The 14,129-nt window shown below is 65.6% G+C and carries 14 protein-coding genes and 1 pseudogene; 5 read left to right on the top strand and 10 right to left on the bottom strand.

The window, feature by feature from the left end; all coding sequences use genetic code 11:
• The 3 genes from LPZ50_RS12290 to LPZ50_RS12280 form a co-directional block, all read left to right on the top strand.
• Window positions 1-626, top strand: a 626-nt coding sequence (locus LPZ50_RS12290; protein ID WP_230661775.1) for an oxidoreductase C-terminal domain-containing protein, incomplete at its 5' end; no start/stop codon positions are given.
• Between the two features lie 29 nt (window positions 627-655).
• Complete coding sequence (locus LPZ50_RS12285) at window positions 656-1,960, top strand: aromatic ring-hydroxylating dioxygenase subunit alpha (RefSeq protein WP_230661774.1); 1,305 nt, start codon at window positions 656-658, stop codon at window positions 1,958-1,960.
• Window positions 1,960-2,478: an aromatic-ring-hydroxylating dioxygenase subunit beta gene (locus LPZ50_RS12280; protein ID WP_230661778.1), complete on the top strand. Its 519-nt coding sequence runs from the start codon at window positions 1,960-1,962 to the stop codon at window positions 2,476-2,478. The genes LPZ50_RS12285 and LPZ50_RS12280 overlap by 1 nt, the downstream gene beginning before the upstream one ends.
• A 179-nt stretch (window positions 2,479-2,657) precedes the next feature.
• Here the strand turns inward: LPZ50_RS12280 and LPZ50_RS12275 are convergent, their stop codons facing one another.
• The 6 genes from LPZ50_RS12275 to LPZ50_RS12250 form a co-directional block, all read right to left on the bottom strand.
• A complete protein-coding gene (locus LPZ50_RS12275) occupies window positions 2,658-3,287 on the bottom strand; it encodes an isochorismatase family protein (protein WP_230661777.1) in 630 nt (209 codons plus the stop codon).
• Window positions 3,288-3,289: 2 nt separating this feature from the next.
• Window positions 3,290-4,333 (bottom strand): 2,5-dihydroxypyridine 5,6-dioxygenase, encoded by a 1,044-nt coding sequence (locus LPZ50_RS12270; RefSeq protein ID WP_230661773.1) that lies wholly within the window; start codon window positions 4,331-4,333, stop codon window positions 3,290-3,292.
• 11 nt (window positions 4,334-4,344) lie between these two features.
• Window positions 4,345-5,166 (bottom strand): alpha/beta fold hydrolase, encoded by an 822-nt coding sequence (locus tag LPZ50_RS12265; protein WP_230661772.1) that lies wholly within the window; start codon window positions 5,164-5,166, stop codon window positions 4,345-4,347.
• A gap of 13 nt (window positions 5,167-5,179) precedes the next feature.
• Complete coding sequence (locus LPZ50_RS12260) at window positions 5,180-5,932, bottom strand: Asp/Glu racemase (RefSeq protein WP_230661771.1); 753 nt, start codon at window positions 5,930-5,932, stop codon at window positions 5,180-5,182.
• Between the two features lie 21 nt (window positions 5,933-5,953).
• Window positions 5,954-6,916, bottom strand: coding sequence for an amidohydrolase family protein (locus LPZ50_RS12255; RefSeq protein WP_230661770.1), 963 nt, complete (start codon window positions 6,914-6,916; stop codon window positions 5,954-5,956).
• Between the two features lie 195 nt (window positions 6,917-7,111).
• On the bottom strand, window positions 7,112-8,074 hold the full coding sequence (locus LPZ50_RS12250) for a LysR substrate-binding domain-containing protein (protein WP_230661769.1): 963 nt from the start codon (window positions 8,072-8,074) through the stop codon (window positions 7,112-7,114).
• Between the two features lie 137 nt (window positions 8,075-8,211).
• On the opposite strand from LPZ50_RS12250, the gene LPZ50_RS12245 reads away from it, so the two are divergent.
• Complete coding sequence (locus LPZ50_RS12245) at window positions 8,212-9,213, top strand: Bug family tripartite tricarboxylate transporter substrate binding protein (RefSeq protein ID WP_230661768.1); 1,002 nt, start codon at window positions 8,212-8,214, stop codon at window positions 9,211-9,213.
• An 11-nt stretch (window positions 9,214-9,224) separates the two neighbouring features.
• Window positions 9,225-10,355, top strand: a complete 1,131-nt coding sequence (locus tag LPZ50_RS12240) for a mandelate racemase/muconate lactonizing enzyme family protein (RefSeq protein ID WP_230661767.1) — start codon at window positions 9,225-9,227, stop codon at window positions 10,353-10,355.
• A 19-nt stretch (window positions 10,356-10,374) separates the two neighbouring features.
• Here the strand turns inward: LPZ50_RS12240 and LPZ50_RS12235 are convergent, their stop codons facing one another.
• The 4 genes and pseudogenes from LPZ50_RS12235 to LPZ50_RS12220 form a co-directional block, all read right to left on the bottom strand.
• Window positions 10,375-10,911, bottom strand: a complete 537-nt coding sequence (locus LPZ50_RS12235) for a MarR family transcriptional regulator (protein ID WP_268903355.1) — start codon at window positions 10,909-10,911, stop codon at window positions 10,375-10,377.
• 68 nt (window positions 10,912-10,979) lie between these two features.
• Window positions 10,980-12,449 (bottom strand): TrkH family potassium uptake protein, encoded by a 1,470-nt coding sequence (locus LPZ50_RS12230; protein WP_230661766.1) that lies wholly within the window; start codon window positions 12,447-12,449, stop codon window positions 10,980-10,982.
• A gap of 54 nt (window positions 12,450-12,503) precedes the next feature.
• Complete coding sequence (gene trkA, locus LPZ50_RS12225) at window positions 12,504-13,883, bottom strand: Trk system potassium transporter TrkA (RefSeq protein WP_230661765.1); 1,380 nt, start codon at window positions 13,881-13,883, stop codon at window positions 12,504-12,506.
• A pseudogene (locus LPZ50_RS12220) lies at window positions 13,880-14,129 on the bottom strand (sigma-54-dependent Fis family transcriptional regulator); the annotation flags it as partial. The pseudogene LPZ50_RS12220 and the gene trkA, both read right to left, overlap by 4 nt.

Raw genomic sequence — 14,129 nt, 5'->3', positions numbered from 1 at the left:
CGGCCGGCGCGCCCGCCCGGGTAGAACTGGAAGACGGCACGTTGCTGCACGCCGATGTGCTGCTGGTGGCCATCGGGCTGGCACCGTCGGTGGAGCTGGCCCGCGATGCCGGACTGGCCATCGATGCCGCCACCGGCGGCATCCTGGTGGACGCGGCCTGCCGCAGCACCGACCCCGCCATCTACGCGGCCGGCGATTGCGCCAGCCAGCATCGTGCCGCCTGGGGCGGCAGCCTGCGGCTGGAATCGTGGCAGAACGCCAATGAGCAGGCCCGCATCGCGGCGGCCGGCATGCTGGGCTTGCCGTCGCCCGAACCGGCCTACCCATGGTTCTGGACAGACCAGTACGGCTGCAATGTGCAGATACTGGGCATGCCCCAGCCCGGCCTGGCCTACACCTGCCGCGGCCAGCCCGACCCGGCCGCCGACGCCCCGCGCTTCATGTGGCTGGGCCAGCGCGACGGCGTGCCGGTGCATGGCATTGCCGTCAACGCCGGCGGCGACCTTCGCCAGTTGCGCGTGCTGTTCGAGCGCGGGCTGCCCATCGATCCCCTGCGCTTCGCCGACCCGGCCGAAGCGCTCAAGCCCCTGGTCAAGGCCTGCCAGGCCGCGGCCGCGGGCGCCTGACCCTTTTCTCCTGGACTGGAGCCTGTTCCATGTATCAATCGCAAACCGTCATCGGCCGCACCCTGGCAGCCAAGGATGCCGCGCTGGAAGACTGTGTATGGCCCGCGGACGCCCTGCACGCCATTCCCGACTGGGTGTACACCAGTTCGGCCATCTATGAAAAAGAGATCCAGGCCATTTTCCACGGCAAGACCTGGAACTATGTGGCGCTGGAGGCCGAAATTCCCGAACCGGGCGACTACAAGCGTTCGTACGTGGGCCCCACCCCCGTGGTGGTGTCGCGCGCCGAAGACGGTTCCGTGAATGTATTCGAGAACCGCTGCGCGCATCGCGGCGCCGAATTCTGCCGGCACAGCCAGGGCAATGCGAAGGAATTCGTGTGCCCTTACCACCAATGGTCGTACGACCTGAAAGGCAACCTGCAGGGCATTCCGTTCAAGCGCGGCGTGAATCGCATTGGTGGCATGCCCAAGGATTTCCGCAACGAACAGCATGGCCTGCGCAAGCTGCGTGTCACCACGCGCCATGGCGTAATTTTCGCGTCGTACTCGGAAGAGACCGAGCCCATCGACGAATACATGACGCCCGAGATCCTGGCCGATTTCGATACCGTGTTCCCGGGCAAGCCGCTAAAGGTGCTGGGTTACTACCGCAATGAACTGCCCTGCAACTGGAAGATGTACCACGAGAACCTGAAAGACCCTTACCACGCCACGCTGCTGCATTCGTTCCTGGTGGTGTTCGGGCTGCTGGTGGCCGGCAACAAGTCGGCCATGCTGGTGGACTCGGTGCACGGCCGGCACGGCACCATGGCGTCGGCCAAGAGCGAAGACAAGTACGCCCAGGTCAGCGACGAGAACAAGAAGGAAATGCGCTCGTTCCACGACGGCCTGTCGCTGCGCGACGACCGCTTCCTGGAATTCGTCAAGGAATTCGATTCGCCGTGGTCGGTCACGATGCAGACCATCTGGCCCAACCTGATCGTGCAGCGCGAGATGAATACGCTGGGCGTGCGGCAGATCGTTCCCAACGGACCCGACAGCATGATCATGCAGTGGACCATGTTCGGCTACACCGACGATACCCCCGAGATGGAACGGCACCGGCTGCGCCAGGGCAACCTGATGGGGCCGGCCGGCTTCCTTGGGCTGGAAGACAACGAGGCCATGAAGTTCGTGCAGGAAGGCGTGCGCCGCGCCAGTACCGGCGTGAACGTGCTGAAGCTGGAGTCCAACAAGCTGGGCACATCCGACAGCCTGATATCCGAGGCGGCCATCCGCTCTATGTATGCCTACTACCGCCAGGTGATGGGCTTGCCGGTGGAGAACGCATGATGAACAAGCCGTACTCGTATCCGGAACGCCGCGTCGCCGCCGCGCGCGCCATCGAACTGAAGCTGGAAATCGAGGAATTCAATGCCGACTACTGCGCCGCGCTGGACGGCGGCGAGGTGGAACGTTGGCCGGAATTCTTCACCCAGGACGCGCTGTACCGCGTGACCGCCCGCGAGAACGCCGAACGCGGCCTGCCGGTGGGCCTGGTGTACGCTGAAGGACGCGACATGATGCACGACCGCGCCGTGGCCATTTCCCGCACGCAGATGTTCGCGCCGCGGCACATGCTGCACGTGGTCAGCAACACGCGGGTAACCGATGAATCGGCCGATGGCGAAATTGCCGCCACGGCCAGTTTCCTGCTGCTGCAGACCTTGGTGGAAGGGCCTACCACGCTGCACCTGGCGGGCGTGTACCACGACCGCTATGTGCGCGAAGGCGGCGCGCTGAAACTGCGCGAGCGGCAGGTGGTGTACGACACCACCATATTGGCCAATGATCTGGTGTATCCGGTTTAACGGAGAAGCATGGCCGGGTGTCTGGCTCCCGTCAGGGTGCCGGACACCCGGCCATGCCGGTGAATACTCGCCGCGGCGGCTAAGGTAGTGCCATGGGTATCTGACTCCCGCCAGGGTGTCAGATACCGAGTTGCACCAAACGGTGTCTGGCACCCTAGCGGGAGCCAGACACCCACCTGTCAGCCTCCGACCTCTTCCAGCACCGCCAGCGCCTCGTCGCGCGGCATGACGGCGGCGTACTTCTGTTCCATGTCGAACAGGCTGGCTTCGTGCGGCGCCAGGGCGCGGTCGCCCACGCAATCGGCCAGCACCAGCGGCCGCAGCCCATACGACATGGCATCCACCACGCTGGCGCGCACGCAGCCGCTGGTAACGGCACCCGCCACCACCAGGGTCTGCACCCCGCGCTGCGCCAGCCAGGCCGACAGGCCCGTGCCAAAGAAGGCCGACGGCACCGTCTTGCGCACCACCAGTTCGCCGGGCGCGGGCGCCAGCTGGGGCACGATGGCGCTGGCGGGCGCCGCTTCCTTCAGGGTCAGCATGCCTGGCACTTTCAGGCTGAAGATATTGTGGTCGGCATCGTCGTCGGCGTACACGATGCGGCTGTGCGCCACGGCCCAGCCTCGTGCGCGGGCATGCGCCAGCAAGGGCACGGTGCGCGCAATGGCCTGGGGGATATTGCCGCCGCCGAACACCGCCGGGTCGGCGAAGCCGTTGACGAAATCCACGATCAGCAACCCCACCGGCGCCTTCAGTTCCAGCGTCGCGCCGAAGCCCTGGCGCTGGTAGGTGCCCACTTCCCTGTCCACGTTCATGCCTGCTCTCCGTCCAGCACCTTGCCGCGCGCCACCACATCCACGCCGTCCAGCCGCACCGTGCAGCGGCGCAGCGGGATATCGATATGGCAGGTGGTGGTGCGCGACCCGCCAGCCTCGTTATTGGGGCCCAGCGAGAACAGGAAATTGCCCTCGTAGGCGCGCGCGTCCATGCCGATGGTGGCCTCGCGGTCGTACAGGCCCAGCGTGGTCCAGTGCGCGCGCGGCTGCAGGCCCCAGCCGATATGCGAAATGGCGTAGGCCTCGGGATCGTTGAACGACGCCACGTATTCGCTCAGCAGTTCGGCATCCACCCCGCCCTCGATGCGCGTGGCATAGCCGTTTTCCACCGTCAGGCGCACCGGCTCGTTCACATAGCATTTCTGGGGCAGCAGAATGTCGCCGCGGTCCAGCACGATGGTGCCGCTGGCGCCGCCCTCGTTGGGAAAGGTCAGCACGAAACCGCTGGGCCAGTGGTCCCAGCGGCCTGGCTCGTCCACGAAACCATATTCGCTGATGGCCGGGAACTCGCCCAACGGGCAGCGTAGGTCGGTGCCAGCGTCGGACACCACGGTCATTTCGCGCGCCTGCGACAGGCGCCCGGCCGCGCGCAACACGCGCGCGCGATCGGCCTCGGTGGGCACCAGGCGGGCCAGTATTTCCGGCGGCTCTACCGCCAGCAGAATCTTGGTGCCGGTTTTCAGAATGTCGTGCTGCTCGGGCGAGAACAGCAGCGTCATCAGGTCCAGCACCAAGTCGCTTTCTTTCAGTGCGGCAATGGCGGCGCGGTTGCCCGTCAGCGGCGTAGTGCCCAGGTAAGCCAGCGAATCGCGGCTGAGCGCTTTCTCGCCATTCACGGGCGGCAGGTCCAGCCGGTTGACGATCGCGCCCATGGACTGGGTGGCGATCATGGCGGTGGACAAGTTCTGCGGGTGCGTGGCGGCACTGGTCAGAATGGTGACCGTCTGGCCGGCTTGCAGCTTGGACAGCGTCAGCACCTGCTTCCAGGCACTGATCATTTCGTGGTCGCTAACAGGCATGGCAGGCTCCGTCAGAGAGATACACCCAGGAAGTCGCCGAAGGCCTGGTAGAAGCCCGGCTCGTTGTCCCATGGAATCATGTGGCCCGCGCCTGGCACCCGCGCGTGCGCCACGCCGGGGGCCAGTTGCCGGATCTCGGCCACATCTTCATCGCGCACCACATCGCCGCGCTCGGCCGTGATCAACAGGCCCGGCACGCGCAGCGACGGCAGGTCGGCATGGATGTCGTCGGTATGAAAACCGTCGAAGCTGGCCAGAATGGCGCGTTCATCGCAGGTGTGCAGCCACTGAGCCCGCAGGCGCAACTGCTCTTGCGTCCAGGTGGGGCAGAATGCGCGCATGGCCTCGGCATCCATGCCGTGGCGCGCCTGCGCCATGGAATCCACGTACCACGGCAGCTTGGCCGGATAGGCGCGGCGGCCGGGCCCGGAAACCGGGGGGTCCACCATGACCAGCCGCGCCAGGCCGGCCGGCGCCTGGCGTGCCGCGCGGATGCCGATGCGCCCGCCCATGGAATGCCCCACCAGGCTGTAGCGCTCCAGGCCCAGCGCCTGGGCGAAGGCGATCACGTCGGCGGCCTGGGCATCCAGGCTGTAGTCCAGGGTGTCCGACGCTTCGGACAACCCCCGGCCCCGCACGTCCAGCACATAGGTATCGAACTGCCGGCCGAAGCGCTCGCCCACGAAGCCCCAGGTGACGGCCGGGCTGGTAATGCCAGGCACGATGACGACCGGATCGCGCCGGCCGCGCTCGCCTTCGTTGCCGCCGTAGCGCAGGTAGTGCTGGCGTATGCCGTTGGCGTGCACGTGGGCACCGTATTGCAATTGGGTCATGGCGATGGACTCCTTAGTATGCGCCCGACAGCAGGGCGCCCGCGCCCGGCACCACGGGCTCCAGATCCAGGGCCTTGAGCACGGCGTAGGTAGTGGCGATGGCGGCGGTGATCACCGGTTTGCCGGTTTGCGCCTCGACCTTGGCCACGGCCGGCAGCGAGGGCATCTGCACGCAGGCCGACAACACAATGGCATCCACATTGCTGGTGTCCATCTGCGCCACGATGTCCGGCAGGCGGGCCGGGTCGTGCCGGCCCACTTCCAGGTTGTCGGGGATTTCCAGCGCGCGGTAATCCACCACTTCGTAGCCTTCGTTGCGGATGTAGTCCACCACCAGTTCGGTCAGCGGCTTCATGTAGGGCGCCACCACCGCGATGCGCCTGGCGCCTATCACTTCCAGCGCGTTCACCAGCGCGCCCGCGCTGGTAATGACGGGCGCATCGGCCCCGTTGGCGGCGGTGTGCGCCTTCAGGCGCTGTTCCGACTGGCGGTGGTAGCCATGGCCCATGGCCATGATGGCCACCAGGCAGGCGTACCCCAGCACGTCGACGCGCGCGTCGCTGAGCTCCACCGCGCAGCGGTCGGATTCCGCGTCCATGGCCGCCAGTTCTTCTTTCACCACCTTCTTCATGCGCATGCGGCTGGAATGAAAGGTGAACCGCTCCGGGCGGATCTGCTGGCGCGCCAGCAGCATGGCCGGAATCTCGGTTTCCATGGTGGTGTTGGAACTCGGCACGATCTGGCCGATGCGGTAGGTTTTGGGCATGTCGTCCTCCGGGCGTCGGGGTCAGAGCTTGAACAAGCGCTGGGCATTGCCGCGACAGACCAGGTCGCGGGTAGTGTCGTCCAGCGGGGCGGTTTCAATGAACTCCACCGCCAGGTCGGTGGATTCATAGGGATAGTCGATGGAGAACATCACGGCCTCGGCGCCCATTTCGGCGATGGCGCCCACCAGCGTGGCGTGCGAGCACACGCCGGACGTGGTGATCAGCACATTGCTGCCTATGTATTCCGACGGCTTGCGCTGCAGCTTCACGCCATAGGGATAGGCCGCGAAACGGCTGTCGAAGCGCCAGCGCTGGAACGGCAAGCCCTCGCCCATGTGCCCCAGAATGAGCTTCAGGTCCGGGTAGCGGTCGAACACGCCGCCGAAGATCAGGCGCAGCGTATGCGTGGCGGTTTCCACTCCCCAGCCCCAAGTGGCGCCGGCCAGCTCGGGATGGCCCCGGTAGGCATGCGGTTCTTCATAAGCATAGAAGGGGTGCAGGTACAGCGGCACGTCCAGCGCCTGCATGCGTTCCCAGAATACGTCGTAGGCCGGGTCGTCGTAGTACACGCCGTTGGTGTGGCCGTTGACCAGCGCGCCCTTGAAACCCAGGTCTTTCACGGCCCGCTCCAGCTCGTTGGCGGCCGTGGCCGCGTCGTGCATAGGCAGGTTTGCAAATGCTCCATAGCGGTCCGGCCGCGAAGCTATCTGCGCGGCCAGGAAATCGTTGTTCTCTCGCGCGCGCTTCAGCGCCACCGCCGCGTCCTGTTCGCCCTGCACGCCCGGCCCGGTTTGCGACAGGATGACGTAGTCGATGCCGGCACGGTCCATCAGTTCCAGGCGGCCCGCGCCGAAGTCGTTCAGGCGCTCGCCCAGCGCGGCCGACGTGGCCGGGTCCAGGTGTTGCACGAACGCTTTTGAATAATCGCCAAAACCCACTGCGGTGTAGTGTTCCTCGAAGGCGATCTTGCGCACTCTGGTCATGCTTCAACTCCCCTGGGTGTGCGGCCCCGGCGGTATCCACCGGCCAAGCCACATATTCAGCATACTGACTATATAAGAACGGCTGCGTCCCGGGAAGCCTGAGCCTGCGGGACCTGGCGCCTGTGATTTACCTCAGTATACTGATTTTATACTCAGCATACTGACAATTAAAAGCGATTTTTCAGCTATTAGGGATCACCCGAAGGTGCTGGCCAGCAGCGCCCGCTTCAGGCGCTGCGCCGGCTCGAAGTGCGCTGCTTCTTTCAGGGTGAAGAACGACAATTGGGTGGGCCCGGTGTCGAGTTCACCGCCGGACAGCGGCCGGATGCCAAGGGTACTGCGGTACTGGGCGATCAGGCGGTCGGGGCCGATGCTGACGAACGACCCCGCGGCCACCATGTGCATGCCCGAATGAATGGACGGGCAGACCACGCGCGCGCGCGGCGCCACCAGCCCGTTGTTCAGGAACAGCCGCTGGAATGCCGCATACGTGCGCGAACTGGGATGCGGCACGACCCACGGGCACGAAACCAGATCGGCAATGCGTACTTGCCTGCGCCGCGCCAAGGGATGCCCGGCCGATGCGAACACCTGCATTCTGCCCGACCACAACGGCTCGGCATGGATCATGTCCATGCCGAGTTCGGCCGCGATGCTTTCGTCCAGCCACCCCACCACGCAGTCCAGTTCGCCAGCGGCCAGCGCCGTAGCCAGCGACATGGCCTCGCCTTCCTCGATATACATGAAAGGCAATTCGCCCTGGTCCTGCAGGCGTGCCAGGGCGTCGGGCAGAGAGCTGAATCCCACCAGCTGCACGCACCCCACGCGCAGCAGGGGGTCTCCTCCGGTGTAGCGCGCCGCGCCGATGGCCGAGTCCACCGTGGCCATGGCGATGACCAGGCGATCGCGGGCGTGGCGTCCCGCCACTGTCAGGCGGCCGCCGCGTACATCGCGCTGGACCAACTGCGCGCCGAAGACGTGTTCGAGTTCCCGCAGCAGCAGCGTGACCGCCGGCTGGCTTATTCCCAGTTCACGCGCGGCGGCACCCAATGACCCCTGGCGGTCGATGATCTCCAGCAACCGCAGGTGGCGCAGGCGCAGGCGGTCCAGCCGGTACGCGGCCGAAGACGGGACGGTGTCTGCATCAACCGGCGGCATGGGATTTTTCTTCATACGAAAATTATATGGGTTAATGAGTTTTTCATAATTGCTACTTAAGCCTTGGGTATCGATAATTCCGTATGACCGTCGTCGGATGTCCCGGCATCACAAGAACGGCATCTTCTGGAGACAACATGCACAAGCCCCCTCATTTCGCGCGGCGCCGCTTCCTGCGCAATAGCGCACTGGCCGCCATCGCTTATTCGGTCGCCGGCCGTGCCGGCGCCCAAGCGGAATATCCCACCCAGCCGGTACGCTTGATCGTGCCTTTCTCGCCCGGCGGCGCGGTGGACATTTATTCACGCATCATTTCTCCCGAGCTGTCGAAGCGTCTGGGCCAGACCGTTGTCGTGGAGAACCGCCCCGGTGCCAGCGGCAATATCGGGGCCGAACTCGTCAAGCGCGCGGCGCCCGACGGCCATACTTTGCTGGTGGGCAACATCGCCATCATGGGCATCAACCCGGTTGTCTACAAGAACAACCCCATCGATCCGCTGAAGGACTTGACGCCCATCACCAAGACGGTGAACGTCAACTACGTGCTGGTGCTGAACCCGCAGGTGCCGGCGCGGTCAGCCGCCGAACTGATCGCCTACGCCAAGGCGAACCCCGGCAAGCTGACCTACGGTTCATCCGGCACGGGCAGCATGCAGCAAATGGCCGCCGAATTGTTCCAGGCGCGTACCGGCATCAAGCTATTGCACGTTCCGTACAAGGGCACGGGCGCCCTGGTGGGCGACCTGGTGGCGGGACATGTCGACATGATCTTCGCCGACGAAGGCTCGATGATGCAGCAGGTAAACGCGGGCAAGCTGGTTGCGCTGGGCGTCTGCGGGCTGGCGCGCCGCCCCCAGTATCCCGACCTGCCCACCATCGCCGAAGCGGCCAACCTGCCGGGCTTCGAGGCGGTTGCCTGGCAAGGGCTGGCCGGGCCGGCGAACCTGCCAGCCCCCATCGTGGAGAAACTGAACACCGCGTTCAATGCCATCCAGGCCGACCCGCAGATCAAGGCACGCCTGGCCGAAGCGGGCCTCAGCACCGACGCGGGCACGCCGCAGGCATTCGCGCAGTACATCGGCGCCGAACTGGAGAAGTGGCGCAAGGTGGCCACCGACATCGGCATCTCTGTGGAATAAGCTGCACACCCATGACGATTGAAAAGGTTGAATGCTGGGTATTCCGCGCGCCGATCGAGCAGCCTGTTTCCGCCGCGGTGGGCAGCATGACCAACCGGCCCGCTGTTTTCCTGCGGATCAGCGCCGACGATGGCGCCTGGGGCTGGGGCGAGGTGTTCTGCAATTTTCCGACCGTGGGCGCCGAGCATCGCGCCCGCATCGTGCTCGACATTATTGCTCCGCTGATCGAAGGCACCCCCAGCAACCAGCCCGCCGCCACTTGGCATCAGCTGACGCAACGGCTGCGCCGCATGGCGCTGCAGGCGGGCGAACCAGGCCCGCTGGCGCAGGCCATTGCAGGGGTCGACCAGGCGCTGTGGGACATGCAGGCGCGGCGCGCCGCGCAGCCTTTGTGGCGCCTGCTTGCGGCCGATATGCCGCAGGCCGGCAATCGGGTTCGCCTGTACGCCAGCGGCCTGGGGCCCGACCGCGCTGCCGAGACCGCGCTGGCCAAGCAAGCGCAAGGCTTTACGGCCTTCAAGTTCAAGGTGGGCTTTCACCCGGATAAAGACCTGGACGACTTCGCATCCATGCGGGCGGCGCTGGGCCCGCGGGCACAGATCATGATCGATGCCAACCAGGCCTGGGAACCCGGCACCGCGGCGCGGCGCATCGCCGCGCTGGAACACTACGACCCGTTCTGGATCGAAGAGCCATTGGCGGCCGACGAACCCCTGTCCGTGTGGCGGGAACTGGCCGGCAGCACTTCGGTGCCATTGGCCGCCGGCGAGAATATCCGGGAACACGTGAACTTCGAAGCGGCAATCGGTAATGGGCATCTGCGCTTCATACAACCCGATGTCGCCAAATGGGGCGGCATTACCGGCTGCCTGGCGGTAGCGCGCCACGCCCAGCAGGCGGGCCTGGTGTTTTGCCCGCACTGGCTGGGCGGCGGCGTCGGCCTGGCGGCGTCCATGCACCTGCGCGCCGCGCTGGGTCCCGAAGGGCTGGTAGAGGTCGACGCAAACCCCAACCCGCTGCGCGAGCAAGTCTGCGTGCCGGGCCGGCTGGAAGAAGGCTGGCTGAGCTTGCCCGATACGCCCGGCATCGGCGTGGAACCCGACCTGGCGACGCTGTCTGAATACCGCGTCGAACTGGGGTAGCGGCGCGCCACCCGAAAAGTTAGAACGACTTCAGGGCGGTGCGGCTGTACTGGTTATTGGCTTCGACCAGGGTGGACAGCAGTTTCATGAACACTTCGCGGTTGCGCGGAGTAAGCGGTTCCAGCAGGCGCTGCTGGGCGCGGGCCATGCCGCCCTGCAGCAGGCCCATGATGCGCAGGCCTTCCTGGGTGATCACGGCCTGCCGCGAGCGCTTGTCGTTGGGGTTGACGCGCCGCTCGACCAGGCCGCGCTCTTGCAGGCGCTTGATCACATCGGCGGTGGTGGTGCGGTCCAGGCCCAGTTCCATGCCGATGGCCGTCTGGTCCAGCCAGGGGCTGAGCGACAGGGCGGTCAGAACGCCATACTGCACCGGCGTGACATTCTGCGTCTTGCACTCTTCGTAGAACAGCGCGTAGTGGATCTGGTTCAGCCGGCGCACCAGGTAGCCGGGCCGCGACCAGAGCACCTGCTTGGCCGGATCGAACACCGTGTTGTCGGGGGCTCGGGTGGCGCCGCGGGCCTTCTTGGCTGCCTGGTGGTTGTCTCGTTCCGGCATGGAATACTAAGCCTTTATTTGTTAGTACACTGAATATTACACCACCGCCGCAGAGGTGCCTGGACCGGCTATTTTCGCCAGAACATCGGCGTAAACAGCACGAGCACCGTCAATAATTCCAACCGTCCGATCAGCATCGCAAAAGTGCATATCCAGGTCTGGAAATCGGTAAGCACCGCGAAATTACCCATCGGCCCCACCGGCCCCAGGCCCGGCCCGGTGTTGTTGATGCTGGCGATGACCGCCGAAAACGCGGTAACCGGCTCCAGCCCGGAAACCAGCATGAAACTGGTGAACACGCCGATGGACAGGCCGTACACCAGCATGAAGGCCAGCACCGACGCCATGACCCGCTGGTCGACCAGCCGCCCCGCCATGCGGATGGGGCTGACCGCGTGCGGATGCAGCATCAGGACCAGTTCATTGCGGGCCTGCTTCACCAGCAGCAGGGCGCGCACCATTTTTATGCCGCCACCCGTGGACCCGGCCGACGTCACGAAGCCCGACAGCAGCAGCATGGTCAGCGGCGCCACCAGGGGCCAGGCCGCGTAATCCACATTGGCATAGCCCGTGGTGGTGGCCACCGAGATGGTGTTGAACATGCCGTAGCGCAGCGCCTGCAGTGGTTCGTCGTAGATGCCGCGGAAATACAGGAACCCGGAAATCAGCAGCCCGGCGCCCAGCATGATGACCAGGTAGGGAATCGTCTGGGGGCAGATGAGATAGGCGCGCGCGCTGCCCTGGCGCAGCGCGTTGAAATGGGTGGCGAAGTTGATGCCGGCCAGGGTCATGAACACCATGGCCACCAGTTCGACCGACACCGAATCAAAGTACACGAAGCCTTCGTCGCGAGTGGAAAACCCGCCCAGGCCCATGGTGGTGGCGGTATGGCACCAGGCGTCGAACCAGGTGAGCCCCACGCCGCGGTACGCCACCAGGCACAGTATCGACATGCCGAAATACACGGCATACAGGGCCTTGGCGGTGCTGGCGATGCGCGGGGTAAGGCGCTCGTCTTTCATGGGGCCGGGGGTTTCGGCGCGCACCACCTGGTGTCCGCCCACGCCCAGCAGCGGCAGGATGGCCACGGCCAGCACCAGGATGCCCAGGCCGCCTATCCATACCAGCGTGGAACGCCACAGGTTGATGGACGCCGGCAACTGGTCCAGGTTGACCAGCACCGTGGCGCCGGTGGTGGTAAGCCCCGACATGGCCTCGAAATAGGCATCGGTGAACGACAGCGGCAGGCCGGCGCGGTCGAAATAGATCAGCAGCGGAATGGCGGCCAGCAGCGGCAAGGCCAGCCACACCACCACCACCAGCAGGAAGCCGTCGCGCGCATGCAGTTCGCTGCGGCCGCGCCGCGTGGCCAGCCACACCACGGCGCCGCCGCCGAAGGCCAACAGGAAACCGTCGAGAAAGGCCGTGAGGCCGGCATCGTCGCCCACGTAGGCCACCAGCAGCGGCAGCAGCATGGTGAGCGAGAACACGACCATGGTCAGGCCGGCGACATAGAAGGTTGCCAGCAAGCGGTTCATGCGGTCCGCTCAAAAGGCATGGCAGTGTGGCGCATGGGGGGCCCGTCCCGGAAGTCAGAAGAAAGACGCCGATACCTGGAACAGCTTCTCGACGCGCGGCATCATCTGGCGCGAAGGGACAAAGACGATGACATGATCGTCGGTCTCGATGATGGTGTCGTCGTCGGGCATGATGATGTCGTCGCCACGGGCCAGGGCGCCGATGCTGGCACCCTTGGGCAGCTTGATATGGCCCACCGCGCGACCCACCACCTTGGAACTGCTGCGGTCGCCGTGGGCGACCGCTTCGATGGCCTCGGCCACGCCCTGGCGCAACCGGTGCGCCACCGCGATGTCGCCGCGGCGCACGTGGCGCAGCAGCTCGCTCATGGTGGCCTGCGAGGGCGACACGGCAATATCGATATGGCTGCCCTGCATCAGTTCGCCATAGGCCTGGCGGTTGATCAGGGCGATGACCTTGCGGGCGCCCAGGCGCTTGGCCAGCAGCGACGACATGATGTTGTCTTCGTCGTCGCTGGTCAGGGCCAGCCAGGTGTCCATGTCGCCGATGTTCTCGCGTTCCAGCAGTTCTTCGTCGGTGCCGCTGCCGTGCAGCACCAGCACGTTGCTGGGCAGTTCGGTGGCCAGGTACTCGCAGCGCTTTTCGTTGCGCTCGATGATGCGCACGCTGTAGTTTTCTTCGGCCAGTTGGCGGGCCAGGCGCAGGCCGATATTGCCGCCGCCCGCGATCATGACGCGGCGCACGGTTTTTTCGGCATCGCGCAACTGGCGCACGGCGCGGCGCGCGTGGCGGGTGTCCACCACCAGCACGACCTCGTCGCCCGGGGCGATGACGGTGCCGCGGTCGGCCTGCAGGGGCCGGCCATCGCGCACCACGTCGACCACGCGCGCGGCCACGTCGGGCCACACTTCGCGCAGCTGCGCCACGGGATGATGCGCCATGGGGCTGCCATGGCCCACCCGCACCGTGACGACGCTGATGCGGCCGTCGGCGAATTCCACCACCTGCAGGGCTTCGGGGAATTCGATCAGGCTGTGCAGGTAGGTGGTGACACTGCGCTCGGGGCTGATCAGGGCGTCGATACAGAAGCCTTCTTCGCCCATCAGCTCGGGATGTTCGGCGAAATCGGGCATGCGGATGCGGGCGATACGCCGCGGCACATTGAACAATTGCCGCGCGATCTTGCAGCCCACCATATTGGCCGCGTCGGACGCCGAACAGGCGATGAACAGGTCGGAATCGGCCGCGCCAGCGGATTCCAGCACCGACACCTGGGTGCCGTCGCCATGGACGACGCGCAGGTCGAAGCGGTCTTGCAGGTAACGCAGATGGTCGACATCGGTATCGATGACGGTGATGTCGTTCTGCTCGGACACCAGGTTCTCGGCCACGCTGGTACCCACGCGGCCCGCCCCCATGATGAGGATTTTCATGTGCCTCGCTTGCGCGCGGATTCGATGCCCAATTGCTTGAGCTTGCGATACAGGTGGGTGCGTTCCAGCCCGGTGCGCTCGGACACGCGGGTCATGCTGTGGTTTTCGCGGACCAGATGGTATTCGAAATAAATGCGTTCGAATTCGTCGCGCGCTTCGCGCAGGGGCTGGTCCAGGGGGATGGACCCCAGCCGTCCATTGGACAGCGGCGAGGCATCGGCCGCCGCGGGCGCGGCCGCCGGGGCC

The sequence above is a fragment of the Bordetella petrii genome, assembly GCF_020991325.1.
GTDB classification, from domain to species: Bacteria; Pseudomonadota; Gammaproteobacteria; order Burkholderiales; family Burkholderiaceae_B; genus Bordetella_A; species Bordetella_A petrii_E.
This window is presented reverse-complemented; position numbering and strand designations above follow the sequence as displayed.

Bases quoted from the DNA above. Each gene is read 5' to 3' on its own strand.
- LPZ50_RS12245 (WP_230661768.1), top strand. From the start codon at position 8,212: ATGCACAAGCCCCCTCATTTCGCGCGGCGCCGCTTCCTGCGCAATAGC.
- LPZ50_RS12240 (WP_230661767.1), top strand. From the start codon at position 9,225: ATGACGATTGAAAAGGTTGAATGCTGGGTATTCCGCGCGCCGATCGAG.
- trkA (WP_230661765.1), bottom strand. From the start codon at position 13,883: ATGAAAATCCTCATCATGGGGGCGGGCCGCGTGGGTACCAGCGTGGCC.
- LPZ50_RS12230 (WP_230661766.1), bottom strand. From the start codon at position 12,449: ATGAACCGCTTGCTGGCAACCTTCTATGTCGCCGGCCTGACCATGGTC.
- LPZ50_RS12235 (WP_268903355.1), bottom strand. From the start codon at position 10,911: ATGCCGGAACGAGACAACCACCAGGCAGCCAAGAAGGCCCGCGGCGCC.
- LPZ50_RS12265 (WP_230661772.1), bottom strand. From the start codon at position 5,166: ATGACCCAATTGCAATACGGTGCCCACGTGCACGCCAACGGCATACGC.
- LPZ50_RS12280 (WP_230661778.1), top strand. From the start codon at position 1,960: ATGAACAAGCCGTACTCGTATCCGGAACGCCGCGTCGCCGCCGCGCGC.
- LPZ50_RS12260 (WP_230661771.1), bottom strand. From the start codon at position 5,932: ATGCCCAAAACCTACCGCATCGGCCAGATCGTGCCGAGTTCCAACACC.
- LPZ50_RS12285 (WP_230661774.1), top strand. From the start codon at position 656: ATGTATCAATCGCAAACCGTCATCGGCCGCACCCTGGCAGCCAAGGAT.
- LPZ50_RS12250 (WP_230661769.1), bottom strand. From the start codon at position 8,074: ATGCCGCCGGTTGATGCAGACACCGTCCCGTCTTCGGCCGCGTACCGG.
- LPZ50_RS12255 (WP_230661770.1), bottom strand. From the start codon at position 6,916: ATGACCAGAGTGCGCAAGATCGCCTTCGAGGAACACTACACCGCAGTG.
- LPZ50_RS12270 (WP_230661773.1), bottom strand. From the start codon at position 4,333: ATGCCTGTTAGCGACCACGAAATGATCAGTGCCTGGAAGCAGGTGCTG.